The sequence below is a fragment of the Chromobacterium phragmitis genome, from assembly GCF_003325475.1.
GTDB lineage: Bacteria > Pseudomonadota > Gammaproteobacteria > Burkholderiales > Chromobacteriaceae > Chromobacterium > Chromobacterium phragmitis.
Map to the genome: position 1 here is coordinate 4,245,062 of NZ_CP029495.1, position 17,861 is coordinate 4,262,922.

The 17,861-nt window shown below is 65.4% G+C and carries 11 protein-coding genes and 1 tRNA gene; 4 read left to right on the forward strand and 8 right to left on the reverse strand.

Annotated elements, in window-relative coordinates; translation table 11 throughout:
- Positions 1–4: 4 nt before the first annotated feature.
- The 4 genes from DK842_RS20125 to invF are packed head-to-tail and all read right to left on the reverse strand — an operon-like array spanning position 5 to position 5,696.
- The gene (locus DK842_RS20125; RefSeq protein WP_114063058.1) at positions 5–2,065 is read right to left on the reverse strand and encodes an EscV/YscV/HrcV family type III secretion system export apparatus protein; all 2,061 of its coding nucleotides are present in this window, start codon (positions 2,063–2,065) and stop codon (positions 5–7) included.
- A gap of 59 nt (positions 2,066–2,124) precedes the next feature.
- Positions 2,125–3,246 (reverse strand): YopN/LcrE/InvE/MxiC type III secretion system gatekeeper, encoded by a 1,122-nt coding sequence (locus DK842_RS20130; RefSeq protein ID WP_114063059.1) that lies wholly within the window; start codon positions 3,244–3,246, stop codon positions 2,125–2,127.
- Entirely contained in the window at positions 3,247–4,938 is a 1,692-nt protein-coding gene (gene sctC, locus DK842_RS20135; RefSeq protein WP_114063060.1) for a type III secretion system outer membrane ring subunit SctC, read from the reverse strand. It lies immediately after the preceding gene.
- Entirely contained in the window at positions 4,935–5,696 is a 762-nt protein-coding gene (gene invF, locus DK842_RS20140) for an AraC family transcriptional regulator InvF (protein ID WP_269779781.1), read from the reverse strand. Before invF ends, sctC begins: the two co-directional genes overlap by 4 nt.
- Before the next feature lie 174 nt (positions 5,697–5,870).
- Here invF and dsbG point away from each other — a divergent pair, with 174 nt between their 5' ends.
- Positions 5,871–6,605 (forward strand): thiol:disulfide interchange protein DsbG, encoded by a 735-nt coding sequence (gene dsbG / locus DK842_RS20145; protein WP_198414588.1) that lies wholly within the window; start codon positions 5,871–5,873, stop codon positions 6,603–6,605.
- 57 nt (positions 6,606–6,662) lie between these two features.
- On the opposite strand, the gene DK842_RS20150 is transcribed toward dsbG, so the two are convergent.
- Both DK842_RS20150 and DK842_RS20155 read right to left on the reverse strand, forming a co-directional pair.
- On the reverse strand, positions 6,663–9,230 hold the full coding sequence (locus DK842_RS20150) for a hypothetical protein (RefSeq protein WP_114063062.1): 2,568 nt from the start codon (positions 9,228–9,230) through the stop codon (positions 6,663–6,665).
- 33 nt (positions 9,231–9,263) lie between these two features.
- The gene (locus DK842_RS20155; protein WP_114063063.1) at positions 9,264–9,647 is read right to left on the reverse strand and encodes a hypothetical protein; all 384 of its coding nucleotides are present in this window, start codon (positions 9,645–9,647) and stop codon (positions 9,264–9,266) included.
- Positions 9,648–10,158: 511 nt separating this feature from the next.
- Between DK842_RS20155 and DK842_RS20160 the strand changes: the two genes are divergently transcribed.
- The gene (locus tag DK842_RS20160) at positions 10,159–11,844 is read left to right on the forward strand and encodes a HilA/EilA family virulence transcriptional regulator (RefSeq protein WP_114063064.1); all 1,686 of its coding nucleotides are present in this window, start codon (positions 10,159–10,161) and stop codon (positions 11,842–11,844) included.
- Complete coding sequence (gene iagB / locus DK842_RS20165) at positions 11,841–12,290, forward strand: type III secretion system invasion protein IagB (protein ID WP_114063065.1); 450 nt, start codon at positions 11,841–11,843, stop codon at positions 12,288–12,290. Before DK842_RS20160 ends, iagB begins: the two co-directional genes overlap by 4 nt.
- 153 nt (positions 12,291–12,443) lie before the next feature.
- Here the strand turns inward: iagB and DK842_RS20170 are convergent, their stop codons facing one another.
- Positions 12,444–13,133: a Bax inhibitor-1/YccA family protein gene (locus DK842_RS20170; RefSeq protein ID WP_114063066.1), complete on the reverse strand. Its 690-nt coding sequence runs from the start codon at positions 13,131–13,133 to the stop codon at positions 12,444–12,446.
- Positions 13,134–13,312: 179 nt separating this feature from the next.
- Here DK842_RS20170 and DK842_RS20175 point away from each other — a divergent pair.
- Positions 13,313–13,397: transfer RNA gene (locus tag DK842_RS20175), tRNA-Leu, on the forward strand.
- Positions 13,398–13,464: 67 nt separating this feature from the next.
- Here DK842_RS20175 and DK842_RS20180 read toward each other — a convergent pair.
- Positions 13,465–17,757: a PAS domain S-box protein gene (locus tag DK842_RS20180; RefSeq protein WP_114063067.1), complete on the reverse strand. Its 4,293-nt coding sequence runs from the start codon at positions 17,755–17,757 to the stop codon at positions 13,465–13,467.
- Positions 17,758–17,861: the final 104 nt, after the last annotated feature.

The following is a 17,861-nucleotide window of genomic DNA, read 5'->3' on the forward strand; positions in this document are numbered from 1 at the left end:
CTCGTTAGATGGTTTTGATCACGTTGACCGACACGCTGTCGGTGATTTCGCCGAAAGACACCACTTCCAGCTCGCGGAAGCGGGTTTCGACCAGTTTCTTGATGAAGCGGCGCACATCCACCGAGGCCAGCAGCACCATGTCCTTGTGCGCGACGCCAAGGCCGTCCAGACCCAGCGCGAACAGATCCATCAGCTCGTCCGACGCCGCCGGCTCCAGGTTGAGGAAAGCGCCGGCCGAGGTCTGGCGCACGCCCTTGCGCACCATGTCCTCGACTTCCGCCGACACCATCACCGCGCGCAGTTCGCCGCCGGCGGCGAACTTGTGGCAGATGTAGCGCGCCAGCGCGCCGCGCACGTGCTCGACCAGATTGATCACGTCCTTCTCGCGCGGCGCCCATAGCGCCAGCGCCTCCATGATCAGCTTCATGTTGCGCACCGAGATGCGCTCGGCCAGCAGCCGCTGCAGCACTTCGGCGATGCGCTGCACGGTGGCGTGGCGCAGCACTTCTTTCAGCAGATCGGGATACTTGTTCTCCAGTTGGTCCAGCATGTGCTTGGTTTCCTGGACGCCGAAGAATTCGTTGACGTGGCGGGCCAGCAGCGCGGCCAGGCACAGGTAAAGCTCATCCAGCGCCGGGCGCAGCTGGTAGCCCAGGCGGGCCAGCTTGTCGCCATCCTCCTGCCGCACCCACACGCAATCGCGCTCCACCACCGGCTGCACGTCCAGCGCCAGGATTTCCTCGCTGGGATTGATCACCCGCGCCAGGTCGAACTGGATGGCGAACTCGTCGGCGCGGATTTCATTGATCAGCACCGCCGCCCGGTTGTCGTCCATGCCCTCGGATTCGCGCAGCAGCATCTCCGGCAGCCTCACGCCGTAATCGATGAAAAACTGGCTGCGTAAGCGCTCCGCCAGCTGCGCCTTCTCCAGCGCGGCGCGGCGTTTGGCCGGCACCAGCAGGATCAGCGGCACCGTTTCCGCCGCCACCCGATCCAGATCGCCGATCAGGCCCAGCGAACTGTCTCCGCCGCCAGGCTGCGCGGGCTCGGACGCGGCGGCGGCCTTGCCCGCCGCCGGCTTTCCCGAGGCGGGTTGGCCGCCCAAAGCCGCGCGCCGCTTGTAATAGAACAGGCCGCCCAGCGCCGCCGCCAGAATCAGGAACACCGGCAGCGGGAAGCCCGGCAACATGCCCACCGCCACCGCCAGCACAGCGGTCACCACCAGCACGAAGGGGTTGCCCAGCAACTGGCTCATGATGTTGCGGCCCATGTTGTCGCTGTCGCCGTTGACGCGGGTGACGATGAAGCCGGCGCTGATGGCGATCAGCAGCGCCGGAATCTGCGCCACCAGGCCATCGCCGATGGTGAGCATGGTGTAGGTGGACAACGCGGCTGACAGGTCCATGCCGTGCTGGGTCATGCCCACGGCGATGCCGCCGATGAAGTTGACGAAGATGATGATGATGCCGGCGATGGCGTCGCCCTTGATGAACTTCATCGCGCCGTCGAAAGAGCCGTACAACTGGCTTTCGCGCTCCAGCACGCTGCGGCGCTCGCGCGCGCCGTCCGCGTCGATGATGCCGGCCTTGAGGTCGGCGTCTATGCTCATCTGCTTGCCGGGCATGCCGTCCAGCGAGAAGCGCGCCGCCACCTCGGCCACCCGCTCCGAGCCCTTGGTGATCACGATGAACTGCACCACGGTGACGATGGAGAACACCACGAAGCCCACCGCCAGGCTGTCGCCGATCACGAACTGGCCGAAGGTGGCGATGATCTCGCCGGCGTCGGCCTCGATCAGGATCAGGCGGCTGGTGCTGATGGACAGCGCCAGCCGGAACAGCGTGGTGATCAGCAGCACCGACGGAAAGGTGGAAAAACTGAGAATGCGGTCGATGTAGAACGAGCCCATGAACACCAGCACGGCCAGCACGATGTTCAGGCCGATCAGGAAGTCCACCAGATAGGTGGGCAACGGGATGATCAGCATCGCGATGATCATCACCATCAACAGCAAAATCAGCAGTTCCGGGCGCGAGCGCGCGCCGTTCAGCAAGGAATTCAGCACCAGGGGTCCATTCAATCGCAAGCCGGCGAGCATGCGCCGGGTTCGGGGTCAAACAAGCGTCAGCTTTCGCGCCGCCGCTCTATCAATTCATGCTTGTAGGCGATGCCCGCCAACTCGCGCAGCGCTTCCAGCAACGCCGGCTGCCAGACCTCCTCCGGAAACAGCCGGGGAGGCAACGCCTTGCAGGCCTGGTACAGCGCCTGCAGCAAGGCGGAGCGATCGGCATGGCGGCTCAACAAGGCTTCCTTGCCTACCGTGTCCGCCAGCAGCGCGTCCACCTCCTGCGGCTGCTGCAGCAAGCTGAGCAGCAGCACCAGCCAGTCCGCCTCTTCCGGATTGAAGCGGCGCGCCAACGGATTGGCCAGCAATTGGCCGACGAATTGGCCATCGGCCGAGCGCAGCAGCTTGAGCTGGGTCAGCCGGCCCAGCAGCTGGCCGAACTCCAGCCGCGAGCAGCTGGCGTCCTGGGAGTCGATGTCGGCCAGCAGCGCGCCCTCCATGAAATCCAGCACCGTCGCGCGCCGCTGGTGGCCGTAGCTCGCCACCCAGTCGGCGTACACCTCGGCTTCCGGAGCCTCGCTTTCCAGAAAACTGCGGTAGCTGGCGCGCAGCAGACCGGGGCTGAGATTCAGCGCCTTGCCGAACAGGCGCGCCTTCAGCGCGCAATTGATGCCGGCCTTGAGCGGCTTGGGCTCCGCCTCTTCCTCCACCTGGGTCAGCAGCGCCTGCAGTCGCTTGCGCACCACCTCGTCCAGTTGGCGGCGGCGCAGCAATTCGCGCAGCACCAGCACCAGGTCGCTGGCGTCGGGAAACAGCGCGCGCGCCTGGCGCAGCAACTCCTCGGCGGACACCCCATGGGTCTTGGCTACCTGCAAGATGCGCTGCGCCTTGGGCAGCGTGTCCTCGTCCAGCACGCGCTCGAAGCTGTCCGCCAGCGCGCCCAGCTTCTTGTCGAAGTCCCGCCGGTTGCGGAACTGGGTCATCACCGCCGACATTTCGTCGGTGGATTGGACGAAGCGCTGCACCTCGGCCGCCGGACTGGCGTCGTCCGCCTGCTGAGCCTCGGCGTGCCGGGCCTCGCTCTGCCGCTGCGCGTCTTTCTGCGCTTCGGCCTTGGCCTGGTGCTTGGGCGAGCGCAAGCCGATGCTGAATACGGTGCGCGGAGTGAAGTCGACCGCCATTTACTTGCCTTGCTGCTCGCGGTCCAGGTAGCTGCGCACCCATTGCTGCAGCGGATCGGTCTCGATGCCGGCCCGGCGCGCCAAATCGGCGGACAGGTCGCTGGCGTCGGGCGTCAGCGCATCCTCTATCTCCCGCGGCTGGATCAGGAACACCCGCACGGTGTTCAGCTGTTTCTCGCTCTCGTAGCGGAACAGCCCGCCCAGCAGCGGAATGTCGCCCAGCAGCGGCACTTTGCCCTCTCCCTTCTCGCGGGAGTCTCGGGTGAAGCCGCCTATCAGCAGGCTTTTGCCCTGCGGCACCCGCGCCACGGTGCTGATCCGGGTGCGCCCCACCAGCGGCAGCCCGGCGTCCTTATTGCTCTTGGAGTAGTCCGGCGCGCGTTCCTGGCTGCCGTCCTCCACGTTCAGCGACATTTCGATCTGGCCGTCGGCGGTGAATCGCGGCAGCACGCTGATCAGCGTGCCGTAGGTCACATGTTGCAGGTCCACGCTGCGCTCGCCTTCCAGCTTGGCGTAGAAGGTGCGGTTGTTGTCGAAGATGGCCGGAATGTTTTCCTGGGTCAGCACCACCGGGCGCGACACCACGTCTGCCTTCTTTTTTTCCGAAAGCGCCATCACCGAGGCCAGAAAGCGGGTGCCGTCCAGCGTGCTGAGCGAGCTGGACTGGTTCAGCGCCACGCCCAGCTTGCTGCCCACGGTGACGCTGCCGCTCCAGTTGACGCCCAGTTGATCCAGATCGTCCTTCTGCAGGTCGATGATCCACAGCGACAGCTCGACGTGGCGCTTGGCCACGTCCAATGCCTGGGCCAGGTTCTCGATGAAGCGCACCTGCTCGGCGGTGCCCTTCACCAGCAGGCTATTGGTATCCGGGTAGGCGATCACCTTGATGTCTCCGGCCGCGGCGTCGCGCTTGAGCGCTTCCGGCAAGCTCAGTCCGCCCTGGTAGGGCAAGCCCTTGGCTTCGCCCTCCTTGAAAATCGGCATCGCCGGAATGTCGCCGCGCCTTTCCGCCGACGGTTCCGCCAAGCCCGCCACCGGCTTGCGTTCGCCTTCCAGCAGCTTCTCTATCACCGCCGCCATGCCGGGAATGACGATCTTCTGATCGCGCAGATCGTAGCTGCGGTCGCCGACGAAGGTATTGTTCAGCCTGATCACGCCTATCTTCTGCCGGCCCAGCTCCAGGCCATCGCTCTGTTTGTCCATCATCGAGGCGGCATTGACCACCAGATCGACGAATACCGGCGGACCGGACACGTAGAAAGTGCCGCCGCGGCCATCTCCGCGCAGCGGGTAACGCTTGTCGTACAACCCCGACTTGCGCAGAAAGTCGTTGAAGGACTGCAGCGACACATTGCGCAGCGACACGATGGAGTTGCGCGTCTCGCTGGCGTCGTAGACATAAATGGCCTGGCCGTCGTGGTACCAGATCAAGCCCAGCTGCTGGGAGATTTTCTCCAGCAGCGCTTGCGGGCTGGCCAGGTCGAATTCGCCGCTGATCTGTTTGCGCGCGGCCAGTTTGCTGACGATCACCGGCTTCTTCAGCCGGGACGACAACGCGTCGAAAAAGCCGCGCAGCCCGTCTTTCTTCGCCACGTAGCCGGTGGGTTCCGCCGCCTGCGGCGCCGAGATGGCGGCCTGGTTCATCAAAATGGCGCACCCGGTCAGCAGCGCGCACAAAAGGTGCTTGTTCATTTGGTAGCCAGCTGAATGATATTGCTCAGACCCCGCGGCGACACGCCGATCAGGTCCTTGATCTCGTTGGAAAAATGAGACGACGACGCATAGCCGTGCTTGAGCGCGACCTGAGTCAGGTTATCCCGCCCCTCCACCACGTCCAGCAGCGAGCGCGCCATGCGCCAGCCGCGCAACTCGGTCTTGGCGGCATTGCCCAGCGCGTTGCGGCACAAGCGGCGAAAGTGCGAATACGACACGCCGTACCGCTCGCCCAGCTGTTGCAGCTTGTCGCCGCAAACCGACTGGGCCAGCAGAAAGCGCACCAGCCAGTAGCTTTCGCTGCGGCGCAGCAACGACAGCAGCGCCGAAAACGCCTGAGTCGGCTGCAGCACCTGGCGCAGAAACCAGTACTCGCAGGCCCGGCGATCCGTCCAGTCCTCGCCGTCCGCCAGTTGCAGCAACGCGCAATGGACATCGGCCGCCGCCTGCTCGGCGTCGCGCGATTCGTCGATGAAGGCCAGCAGCTTGGTCAGCGCCTCCAGCCGCAGCGGCTGAAATCCCAGACGACCGCGCGTCACCGACACATCCAGCCGGTCCAGCAGCAGCAGGCCGCGCCATCCGGCCGTCATGGCGACGGTTTCGCCGCCGCCCGGCCAGGACAGCGCCAGCTCGGCGCCCTCTTGCCCCTGCACCAGCCATATTTCCTGCGCCGCCACGCTTTTCACGGCGGCCGCATTCAATGTCTCCGGCGGATTCAACACATCGTTATCAGTCATCTGTCACGCCCAAATCGCGGGCTCTCGTCTCGATGTCGGCAGTTTCCCGCAGCGGCGGCAAGGAATCCTGATGCAAATCTGATGACAGTCAGAACAATGTCCGGTACAGATGCATGGGAACCTCGACAAGCCGCCGCGCGTCTACGCGCCATGCCGAAACTATCGGAGAAAGACATGAGAACCGTCCTGATCGCCGCCGCGCTGGGACTGATCGCCCACACGGCCCGGGCCTCCGCGTCCCTGCCCCCTCCCATTCAGGCGCTAGAACAACAGGGGTATGAGATCCTGAGCCGCTTCGACGCCCCCGCAGGCATGACCGGCTACGCCGCCCTCTACCTGGGTCGCCCGCAAACCCTCTACCTGACGCCGGACGGCCGCCAAGCCATCGCCGGCGCAATGACCGACGCCAACGGCGAGCGCTGGAACCAGGCCGGCGTGGACCTGCAATTCAGCGATGCGATGTGGGCGCAATTGCGAGGCAGCGCCTGGATCGCCGACGGCCGCGCCGACGCGCCGCGGACGATCTACGTCTTCACAGACCCCAACTGCCCGTATTGCAAGCAATTCTGGCGCGACGCCCGTCCCTGGGTGCGCGCCGGCAAGGTCCAGCTGCGCCACATTCCGCTAGGCATCCTCCAGGCCGATAGCCGAAGCAAGGCGGCCGCCATGCTGGCCGACGCCGATCCAGCCGCCGCGCTGGCCCGCCACGAATCGGGCGAAGACGTTCAACCGCTGCTGCGGCCGCCCGCCACTGTAGACGCCAAGCTGGACGCCAACCATCGGCTGATGGAAAGGCTGGGAGCATTCTCCACGCCCGCCATCTTTTATCGCGACGCCAACGGCGAATTGAAAAAAACGCAGGGCGCGCCAAGCGCCGCCAGTCTGGAAAAGGTGCTGGGCCCGCGCTGACGCGCGGAAACGAAAACGGGCATGGCCGCGCCATGCCCGTTTCCACCCGCCCGCGCCTCAAGCCTGCAGCGGCCGCTCCACCAAACCTGGGAAGGCCAGCTTGTCCTCCTGCCATAGCGGCAGCTGCCGCTGCATCAGCTCATCCAGCCGCTCGCGCGCGGCATCGAACCCTAGCCTGCCCGCGGCAAACTCCCGCATCGCGCCGAAGAAGCGCTCGCCGAACCCATCCTGCGGCTGGCGGCGCAGAAAATACTCCGCCTCCTTGCGCACCGCGGACCCGCCGTCCGCCAACTGCCGGAACAGGCCGCCCAGCGAAGCCTGCTGCCTGTCGGCGATGCCTTGCCAGCGCTCGGACTCGCCCACCCCTTGCAGATGCAGGTAGTGCATCATCGGCGCGCTCAAGGTGTTGTCGCCCCAGCGTTCATGCAGCACGGTGGCCGCGGACCCGCCGGCGCTCAGGCCCAACTCCAGCGAAACGCCCGGCTGCAGCGGCACGCCGCCGGACAGATTGACCGAGGCGTCGCCGCTGGCGACCACCCGCGCCAGCTGCAGGCGGAACCCGGCCGCGTCCTGCGGAAAATCCGCTTGCCCTTGGTACTGAGGACGATAAAAACGCAGCAGCAGCGTGGCCCCGGCGCCCAATTGGCCGGTCAAAGCCGTCTCCATGCCCGCCAGCGCCGCCGGCAGGGCGTCCGCCAAACCATGCGGCGCCAGCTGCGACGCCAGCGCGTCCTTCAATTTGCCCAGCGCGCCGGCGTCGCCCAGACTGCCGGACAACGTCAGCCGCACATCCTTGTAATCGCCGGCCCGCACCGGGTTCAAGTGATCCCGATGCTGCTCGGTCAAGGAAGCCTCGACCTTCGCGCCGAAGGGGCCGATGCCGCCGCCCAGATCCAGCGCGAAACTGCGGTTGCGGATTTGCAGCTCCAGCGTGTCGCGGAAGGCCACCCGCTTGGACAACGCTTCGGCATCATGGCGGATCGGCGGCGAATACAACTTGTCCGCCATGTCCCTCAACGCCCGCTCCGCCTCGCCGGCATCGTTGCTCGCCCTGGCCGCGACCAGCAAAGCGCCGTGCGCCAGCGCCATATTGGCGAGCGCGTCTTCGCGCCGCTTGCCGCGCCAGCTGGAAAGAATGGATTTTTCCACCAAGTCGCCGCCTTGGCGCTTGCCGACGCCCGCGTCCAGCTGCTGCGCCACCGCGCAAAAATGATCCAGCTCCGCGCCCAGCCGCTCGGCCGCCTTGCTCAAGACATCCGGCGGGCATTCGCGAAGAGGTATGCCGCCGGTCAGCCGGCTAAGCGGACGCGTGCCGGGCCGCTCGCCGGCCGCGTCGAACAGCGATTGCGCCTTTTGCTCGATGCCGGCCACCCGCTGCGCGGCGACGGCCGCGTTTCTGGCCGCGCCCTCCGGCGCGCTCAAGGCCTGCCAATACGGCGTCAGCGAGTCGGCGTGAATATCGATGCGCTCCACCGACACCGCCGCGCCGGCGCTGACGCTGGCAGCCGCGGCGCGGACATTGGCGCCGCCCTTGAGGCTGACCACGTCGCCGCTGGGCACCACCGGCGCCTTGCCGCCGGGCAGCGCGGCCGAAGCGTCGCGCTGGCCCAACCAGCCCTGCAGCACGCCCAAGCGCTGCTGCTGATCCGCCGCCTGCTGCTGCAGCCGATGGTAATGCTTCAACTCGTTGCCGTGACCGGGACGGAACAGTCGGATCAGCGCCCCCACCGCGGTGCGCGCGCTGATGCCCAGCGTGTCGCGGCGCGAACCATGCTGCAGCTTTTCCGCGTTCAGATGCACGAAAGCCCGCGCGCTGTTGTATTCGCGGTAGCGCGTTTTCTGCGCCCGGCCCTCCACCCCGCCGGACAGAGCGGCAAGGCCCACCCCGCCCTTGGCGCCCGCAGACGCGGAGATTGAGCGGCTCTGGTTCTGGAATATGAAGCCCTCGTCGTCGTTATCCATGCTGCGAGCCCACCCCAGCCCGACGGAGAACGTCGCCTTCGCGCCGGCCCCGCCCTCGCCCAGGCCCAGCCCTGCGCCGACGGAAACGCCGACATGTTTCTCCTGGCTGGCGCCGGGACGATCGAAGCGCTGAAATTGCGGCAACAGCTGGGTTTCCGCCTCAGCCCGCGCCAGCTGGGCCCAGGCGGCCTGGCCTTGCAGCGCCAGCCGCTGGCTCAGTTCTGCCAACAAACTGCCTGCCGGCAGCTTGCCAGCGAGCTTTTCCATCTGCAGCGACAACCTGGCGCATTCCCGGATGTCCAGCGTTTCGCCTTGGCCTTCGCCCAGCTGGCGAATCTGGTTCTGCAGGATCGCCACCGTCTCCGGCGTCACCCTCCCGCTGCCCGACCGCAGCCGCAAGGCGTCCACCCAACGCGGCCTGGCCGGCTCCGCCAATTGATAGGCCCGATCCGACATCGCCCGCATCGTTTCCAATGCGCCCTGCCTCAGCAGCTTCATATCCGCGTCCGTCAGCTTGATTTCAGCCGCCGCCCGAGAAATCGCCGGCAGGCTGCCCGCTCCCCTCAGGCTGGCGGCCAAGCCGCCTTCCGCCCTGCCGGTCTCGCTCAAGGAACGCCAGGACAGCGGCGTCACCGTATTGTTCGTCCTCACTTCTCCCAGCATGCTGTTCTCCTCTATTCGATCCGGGATGGGCTGTTAAGCCTCTCGCGCGCCATTCAGGTTCCTGGACAGCGACAATGGGCTGCGATCCAGCTCCAGCCGGCCTTCCAGGGCCTCCATATTCGCAAGCAGGGCCGCGGCCTCGCTGCGGGCGCCCGGCGTCAAGGAGTGATCCGCCGCAAGCAACTTCAGCATGCTCGCCACCGCGTTCAAGCCCCCCTTCAAGTCCGCCATTCCGCCCTGCAGCTCTTCCCGCGCGCCGGCCTCCCGCGGCGCGGCTTGCGGCGGCGAGACCGCGGCCATGCCTGCCGCGCGCAGGCTATCGCCAAACGCGGAAGCCTCGGCTGCCTGCGCGCCTGGCCGCGCAGCCGAGAGACCCAACAGGTACGGATGGCCCGCGCCCGACACTCCATTCATCATGCTCGCTACTCCTGCCCGGCATCGCCGGGACAACGGTTTCGGTATCTCGCCGTCTACGACCATGGAGAAACGGCGACTGTGCGCACCTTACCCGAGGCTTTCCCGCCGGACTTGCATAAAACGCCGATCCCCGCCCGCTTTTGAGAGTTTTCCCATTTGTAGCAAGCGCTCCCTCGCGTAGTATTCCTACTCTAAATTAGTTGTTTCCGTGATCGCCCCATCGGCAAGCTGTTCTATTCATGGCAAATCCAGGCGCCCTCATCGCGCCATGCCATTGCTCTGAACGTTTTTTGCAAGCCGCTCTCAAGGCCGTATAAGTACCATGCGCTATCTGGGCGCATGCCGCGATGATATAGACAAGACTCGGCACTGATCACCCGACACATCCATGACAAGAAAACACGCCGACATGTTGCGTCGCTACGGGGAAAGCGCGTGGCGCGACTGTCGACTCTATTCCTGCGGCTCGTCCGCACGGTGATGGCGCCTTGCGCGCCTTAGGAACAGGAAGATGGCGTTACATAACGATGGCTTCATCAATCGGCAATTCGTCTTCGGCGATTTTGTCCTGCGGTTCGACGGTGCGCTATGCCACCGCGAGCAGCAAATCAGCGTGCCGCCCAAGGAGCTGGCGGTGCTCACCACCTTGCTGGAGGCAGCCGGCGAACTGGTGAGCAAGGACACCTTGCTGGATAAGGTATGGCCGGATGGCGACGTCAACGAGGAGTCGCTGACCCGCTGCATCTACGCGCTGCGCCGCATCCTGCTGGAAGACAAGAGCAATCGCTTCATCGATACCGTCTACGGCAAGGGCTACCGTTTCAGCCGGCCTGTCGCCGTAGTGTCGCGCCCCAGCGCCGAAGCGAAAAAATGCACGATGGCCATCTTGCCTTTCCGCACGGATGGACAACTCGACTCGCTGGAGCTGCACGCCGCGCTGGTGCAGTGCCTGTCGCGCTACTCTCCATTCGGCCTGATGGTGCTTCCTGCGACGATTACCCGCAATTGCGGCGACGTGGCCGACATCATCTCGATGATCGATCAACTTCGTCCCGACTATTACCTCGCCGGACAGGCGCAGCGCCAGGGCGACGCCTGGCTGCTGCGAGTGGAGCTGGTCCGCGCGGACGGCCACCAGCTGGTGCACCACGAAAACATTGAAGTCCATGCCGGCGAGCCGCTTTCCATGCTGCAGGCCCGGCTGGCCAGCTTGCTGCCGCAACGCATTCCCGGCTTGCGCTGGCAGCAAGGAAACGGCAGCCAATTGGACTCGCTGGACATGGCCATCACCTACCTGAACGGCCGCCACGAGATGCAGCGCCACACGCCCTCCAGCCTGAAACGCGCGCTGGCGCTGTTCCTCCAATGCGCCAGCAACCAGCCCGCCAACGCGCTGCCCTATTGCAGCCTGGCCGAGTGCTATCTGGCGCTGGCGCAGTTGGGCCTGTTCGATCAGCAGCGCGCGCTGGACGGCGCGCAGCAGGCAGTGGACCGCGCAGTGGCGCTGGATGCCGCCAATCCCCAGGCACTCGGTCTGCTGGCCCTGCTCAGCAGCATGCGCGGCCAGCACACCATCGCCGAAGCGCTGTTCGAGCAGGCGCGCATGCTGGCGCCGGATTCGATCGACATCCACTACTACCATGCCTGGCATTTATTCCTGTCAGACCGCATCTCCCAGGCTCAGCGCGCGCTGGAGCTTTGCCTGGAACGCGATCCCTCGCGCATCGCGGCCAGCTTGCTGCAACTCTGGCTGACTTATTGCGAACACAAGCTGGACGATGCCGTGGCGTTGGGCAAACGCCAGCTTTGCCAATACGGCCAAGACCATCCGGTGCTGCAAAGCATGCTGAGCCTGATGCTGGCCATTCAGGGACAACATGCCCAGGCCGAAGAGCTTGCCGCCGCGGTCAAGGCTTCCGGCGAAGAGTGCGGCCTGCTGGCGGTCAACGGCTGCTATGTCGCGCATTGCCGGATGGGGGATGCCGCGCGGCCGCTGCTGCAGGACTTCCTGTCCCGCGCAGACTGCCGCCAGGTCCGGTCCAGCCTGCTGCCCTTGATTCTGGTTCTGCATGGCCGCGTCGCGGCGCTGCACCTGTGGGGCCAGCTGGAGGCCGATGGCTATCTTTGGCTGCGCGCCTCCAGACTGGACCCCCGCCTGGCCGGCCTGTTCCACCCCGCCTTGCCGGAAGCCGCATGAAGCGCGCCGTTCTGATCGCCGCCCTGCTGCTGGCGTCGCCGTTGGCGAAAGCCGATTGCTGGGACCATGCGGGTTCGATGTTCAACATCTCTCCGGACCTGCTTTACGCGATCGCCTTGCAGGAGTCCGGCATGCGTCCGGACGCCATCGGCCGCAACCGCGACGGCAGCCGCGACCTGGGGCTGATGCAGATCAACAGCATCCATCTGCCGCGGCTGCGCCAACTGGGCGTGAATGAGAGCCAGCTGCTGGAGAGCCCCTGCCTGTCGGTGGTGGTGGGCGCCTCGATCTTGTCCGACATGATGAAGCGCTACGGCTATTCCTGGGAGGCCGTCGGCGCCTACAACGCCGGCCTGGCGCCCGGCCGCCATGAACTGAGAATGCGCTACGCGCGCCAGGTATGGCGACGCTACCAGAAGCTGCAAGGACCGAGCCCGGCCCGCTAGCTGCGGCCGGTTTCCGGACATCAGACCATTTCCCCGTTGGGCGGCGCCACCTGATTCTCGGCGCCGCCATTTTTTTGCCCGCGCGCGGCGCATGAAAAAACCCTCCGCTTGGCGGAGGGTTTCGATTGCCGGAAAACCGGAAAAGGCGCCTGATCAGTCGCGGTTGCCCGCGAAGGCCAGCAGCAATTGCAGCAGGCTGGTGAACAGGTTGTAGATGCTGATGTAGATCGACAGCGCGGCGGAGATGTAGCTGTTTTCGCCGCCATCGACCACGGTCTTCACCTGCCACAGGATCATCAGCGAGCTGAACAGCGCGAAAGCCGCGGAGATCATCAGCTGGAACGCCGGCATGCGCAGGAAGATGTTGGCCACCACGGCCACCATCAGCACGATGGCGCCCACGGTCAGGAAGTTGCCCAGGCCGGACAGGTCGCGCTTGGTGGTGGTGGCGATGCCGGCCATCACGAAGAACACCACGGAAGTCGCCGCGCCTGCGGTCATGATCAGCTGGCCGCCGTTGGAGAACTTGAGCGCGAATTGCAGCAAGGGCCCCAGCAGCACGCCCATCATGAAGGTGAAGCCCAGCATCAGGAACACGCCCAGCGAGCTGTAGCGGTTCTTCTCAATGGCGAAAACCAGGCCGTAGAACACCGCCATGATCAGCAGCATGCCGATGATGGGGCTGCCCGCCAGAAAAGCGAAACTCATGTGGGTGCCCACGATGGCGCCCATCACGGTCGGAATCATCGACAGGCCGAGCAAGCCGTAAGTGTTGCGCAACACCTTGTTGCGCACCTCGGCCATCGGGGTCGACTGGTAGGCCGTTTGAAAATCCGGGTGCATGTGAAACTCTCCTGAGTTGGTTGTTCTGGAATAATTTGGAATTGTAAGCAACAGACCATGCCGAAGGGAATAAGTTTCCGCCGCGGCTTCCTGCTTGTCTTGGGACGCGGCTTGGGTTAATATCGCCTTCCCTCACGACGCAGATGCGGCCAAGTCCCGCATTTGCAAGTCATGTGGATGCGAGAGTGGCGGAATTGGTAGACGCACTGGATTTAGGTTCCAGCGCCGCAAGGCGTGAGAGTTCGAGTCTCTCCTTTCGCACCATGATCATCGGCACATGCCGCATGTCAAACGGCTACCTCTAAAACTCCATACTGTCTTTGTCCCGATTTCATATCGCCGGATGTTCGTCCAGCCAGGCCTGGGCCGCGCCGTTGATCTTGAGCAATTCCCGCTGCGCATCCCGCAGCAAGCCAGCCCAGTCCCCCTCCCGACCGGCCCTAACCGCCTGTTCCAATTGTTTCAGCAAGGCCACCAGCTCGGTCGCGCCGAAGGATCCCACGCTGCCTCGCAATGCGTGCAACTGCCTGGCACCATCCTCCAGCAAGCCATCGCTCAGGCAGGCGCGCACGCGCTCCAGATTCGGCCCGCTGGTCTCTATCAGCAGCCGCATCAACTTGCGCACCCGCTCCCGCGCGGCGTCGCTGCCTGCAGCCAGCTTCAACAGCTCCGCGGAGAAAGGCGAGCTTTCCGCGCCCTTTCGCGACGCCTTGCCCAGATAACGGTCCAGCACTGCGTACAATCGATCCAGCTGTATCGGCTTGGCGATGAAATCGTTCATGCCGGCTCCGATGCAGTCCGATTGCTCCGCCGTCGTCGCGCAGGCGCTCATCGCGATGATGGGCAACGTCAAGCCAAGTTCGCCGCGAATCAGGGAGGTGGCGGTATCGCCATCCATTTCCGGCATCTGGCAGTCCATCAATACCATCGCGTAATCGCCGCCTCGCTTGCTCAGCGCCTCCACTGCCTGCCTGCCGTTCTCCACCATATCCACCTGCAGCCCGGCCTGCTGCAGCAGGCCGCACGCCACCTGCTGATTGATGGGGTTGTCCTCCACCAGCAAAACGCGCGCGCCCTCTCTCTCCAACCGCTCCAACGCGGCCTCTCCAGCCTCAGGCAAACCACCCCTCCTTGCCTTAGCCAATCGCAACGCCTCCGCCAGCGCGCTGGTAATCACCGGCTTCACCAGCACGCCATCCAGCTGGCCCGCTCCTGGCAAATGATCCAGCCGAGACCGATCGCACACACTCACCAGCGCGATCACCGCCGCGTTCGCGCCGCTCGCGCAGCGGCCAGCCTCCAGCAGGCGATCCGCCCCCCGCTCCAACAAGCGCCAATCAGCAAGCACAGCCTCAACCTCTCCCTCTTGCGCCAACACATCGCAAGCCTCATCCAGGCTGGCTGCCACCACCGCCCGCCCCCCCAGTCGCTCGATGTGGCCGCGCATGGCTTCGCGACTGGCCTCGCGATCATCCGCAACCAAGACCGTCCATGACTCGATCCGGCCGCCCCGCTCGCCCATCGCCTCCAGCGGCAGATCGAACCAGAAACGGCTCCCTTGCCCCAGCTCGCTTTCCACGCCCACCTCGCCGCCCATCAGCCTGACCAATCGCTGCGATATCGTCAGCCCGAGCCCGGTGCCGCCGAAACGCCTGGTGGCGGACGCATCAGCCTGCGCGAAGGGATCGAATATCAGCCTCAGCTGCTCAGCGGCTATTCCGGGACCGGTATCGCTGACGGAAAACAGCAGCCGTTCCCCGCCTTCCCTTTGTTCGCGCCGGACACTGACCATCACCTCGCCGCATTCAGTGAACTTGATGGCGTTACCCGCCAAGTTCACCAGCACCTGCTGCAAACGCAAGGCATCGCCCCGCAGACTGAAAGGCACATCCGGAGCGACCGCCACAACCAGCTCCAACGATTTGCGCGCGGCGTTCATCGACATCATCGCCGCCAACGCGCCGAGCGCCTCGTCCAGTTCGAACGGGGCGCACGCCGCCTCCAGCTTGCCGGCTTCCATCTTGGAGAAGTCCAGAATGTCGTTGAGAATGGACATCAGCGAACGGCAGGACAACTGCAGCATGTCCAGATAATTGCGCTGCGCGTCGTCCAGACGGGTATTGGCCAACAACTGCAACATGCCGAGAATGCCATTCATGGGCGTGCGGATTTCATGGCTCACATTGGCGACGAACTCGCCCTTGGCACGGCTGGCGCGCTCCGCATGCTCCTTGGCCTGCTCCAGCAGCCGCGTCGCCTCCCGCTCTGCCCTCACGTCCTTGGCGATGCCGACAAATCCATACAGCCAGCCATCCTGCCAGATGCCGGTAGTCACCAGACTCACCGGAATGCAATGGCCGTCCTTGTGCCGATAGGTCCATTCCTGAGTGATGCTGCCGCCCCCGCGCGTCTTCTCGACGAATACGTCGAACCCGCGCACCGGCCGTCCCAGCTCCTCGGACAGTTCGCTCTCCCGCCTGGCCACCTCCTCCGGCAAATGCAACACCATCGGCGTCTCCACCCCCACCATTTCATCCGCTCGATATCCCAGCATGCGTTCGGCGCCGGCGCTGAAAATGCTGATCTCGCCGCGCAAATTTGTGGCGATGATGGCGAAGTCGCTCGCCGAGTCAATAATGCCCTGCAGCCTGGCCTGGGCCTCTTGCCGGTCTCGCTGCGCCTGCTTCAATGGCGTGATGTCGGTGACGAAGACATAGAAACCCCGCACCTGGTCCTGCTGCCAGTGCGGCACGTAATGAGCCAGCCAATGCCGCTCGCGGCCGTTCAAATCTATGATGCATCGCTCCGCCAGGCTAGCCTCTCCGCCCAGCGCGCCCTGGATGTAGGGCTGGTTGGCGCGATAGCGTTCATCCCCGATCACATGCCGCAAATGCCGGCCGCGCACATCCCCTATCTCCAGCCCCATCCAGTCCAGATACGCCCGGTTGGCGAACACGTTGCGCAGGCCGCCGTCCCAGTAGCTGACCATGGCCGGCATCGCATCCAGCACAGTCTGCAGCTCCTCGCGCACCCGCTTCAGTTCGGTCCGCCCTTCTTGCCAATCGCCCGCGTCCCAACACACCCCTTGCGCCAACCTCGGCCGGCCATCGCCCCCCCGCTCCACCTGGGCATAGAGGCGCAGCCAACGCAGGCAGCCCTGGGCATCGACAATGCGGCAATCCCAGCCGAGGCCTTCAAGCTCGGCCAGGCTGCCGCTCCACAACGCGTCCCAAGCATCCAGCTCGTCCGGATGCACGCAAGCGCGCCAGCGCTGCCAATCCAGAGGCTCTTCCGCCGCCACCCCGTGCAAGCCGCGCATGCGAAGGTCCCAACGCAGCGATTGCGCCTCGGCGTCCCATTCCCAACGGCCGACCTCGAAAGCCTCCGTCATCGCGGCCAACTGCCCTTGCAACAACGCGGCCTTCTGCTTGGTTTGCTGCTGGGGCCCCAGGTCTTCCGCCTGCAGCAGCCAGGCCATCTCGTCCGAGCGCATGCCAAGCGGCGTCAAGCTGGCTTCGCTTCGCAACCAGCCGCCCGCGCCATCTCGCAACAAAAGCCGCATCCGCTGCGGCTGCCCCGACGAAGCCAGCGCGGCGCGCCAGCGATCCCTATCCTCTTCGGAGATCAGCGTTTCCGCCGACACACCCAGCAAGTCGGCCCGCCCCACGCTCAACAGCCGGCACAAACCGTGGCTGACTTCCCGCACCTTGCCATCGGCGTCCAGCAAGGCGCTGCCCGACTCCATGCTCTCCAGCAAACGCAGCAGCCGTTGCCGCTCGCCCGCGCGCCAGTCCCGCTCGTCGCGCGCCTGCTTGATGATGAAAGGCAACAGGGCGGCACCCAGCCAGAATAGGACTTGGCCAATCAGAGACCGAGAATCGGGACGCCCCCAATCGACGGAAAATGCCGCGGGGAACCCGCGGGTCGCGGCCTCCGCGGCCATGACGGCGAGCAGCGGCAAGGCCAGCAGGGCGGATTCGGCGCTCAACAGCAAAACGGCCAGCAACACGACGAGAACCAGCTCCAGCGCGCCCAGCGCCTGCCAGCGGGCGGCCAGCGCGCAACCGCCCGCAGCGAGAAGCAGCAGCGCCAACAGCCGATCCAGCTTCAGCCCGGCCGCGCCGCGCCTCCGGACGATCCCCCACAACGGCAACAGCGTCGCGGCGGCGATCAGGCTGCCCGCATACCATCCAGCAGCCTCCGCCGCCCCGTGCCGCCAAAGCAGCGCCGCGCCCGGCACCCCCGCCCCGAGCATCGCCGCCAGGGCGGCGGCTTCGCGTCCCGCCCACCCCGGCCGCTTGCGCGTCAGCAGCTCATGCCACAGCCAGCCGCTCCCTACAGCCATCATCCAGTTGGCGGCGGCCAGTTCCAAAGCGGCGGCGGCGCCCAGAAAAGGCAACGCCCCAGCCGCGCATGCGGCCAAGGCGAACAGGTGGCGAGCCGGTCTATGCCATGCCCGCCACAAGAGCGGCAGCGCCAGCGCGGGGGCGAACCACGGCACCGCCACGCCGCCATGCAAACGGGACAGGCTCAATGCCCACCAGGTGGACAAGGAAATGGCGACGATCAGCGCCAGGACGGCGCGCCTGGATGACACAGTCAAACAATCGGGCAGGGAGATCATGTCGGACCAGACTCCTTTTGGACTGCGAACCAAACTCTGGATCTTGCGAGCCGCCTCCCCGTTGTCTTTATTGTGAGCGCCGCCATTGCGCCAATCGCCGCAAC

Coding starts and splice junctions, on each gene's coding strand:
- DK842_RS20130 (WP_114063059.1), bottom strand. CDS start 3,246: ATGGCGGTCGACTTCACTCCGCGCACCGTATTCAGCATCGGCTTGCGC.
- sctC (WP_114063060.1), bottom strand. CDS start 4,938: ATGAACAAGCACCTTTTGTGCGCGCTGCTGACCGGGTGCGCCATTTTG.
- invF (WP_269779781.1), bottom strand. CDS start 5,696: ATGACTGATAACGATGTGTTGAATCCGCCGGAGACATTGAATGCGGCC.
- dsbG (WP_198414588.1), top strand. CDS start 5,871: ATGAGAACCGTCCTGATCGCCGCCGCGCTGGGACTGATCGCCCACACG.
- DK842_RS20150 (WP_114063062.1), bottom strand. CDS start 9,230: ATGCTGGGAGAAGTGAGGACGAACAATACGGTGACGCCGCTGTCCTGG.
- DK842_RS20155 (WP_114063063.1), bottom strand. CDS start 9,647: ATGATGAATGGAGTGTCGGGCGCGGGCCATCCGTACCTGTTGGGTCTC.
- DK842_RS20160 (WP_114063064.1), top strand. CDS start 10,159: ATGGCGTTACATAACGATGGCTTCATCAATCGGCAATTCGTCTTCGGC.
- iagB (WP_114063065.1), top strand. CDS start 11,841: ATGAAGCGCGCCGTTCTGATCGCCGCCCTGCTGCTGGCGTCGCCGTTG.
- DK842_RS20170 (WP_114063066.1), bottom strand. CDS start 13,133: ATGCACCCGGATTTTCAAACGGCCTACCAGTCGACCCCGATGGCCGAG.
- DK842_RS20180 (WP_114063067.1), bottom strand. CDS start 17,757: ATGATCTCCCTGCCCGATTGTTTGACTGTGTCATCCAGGCGCGCCGTC.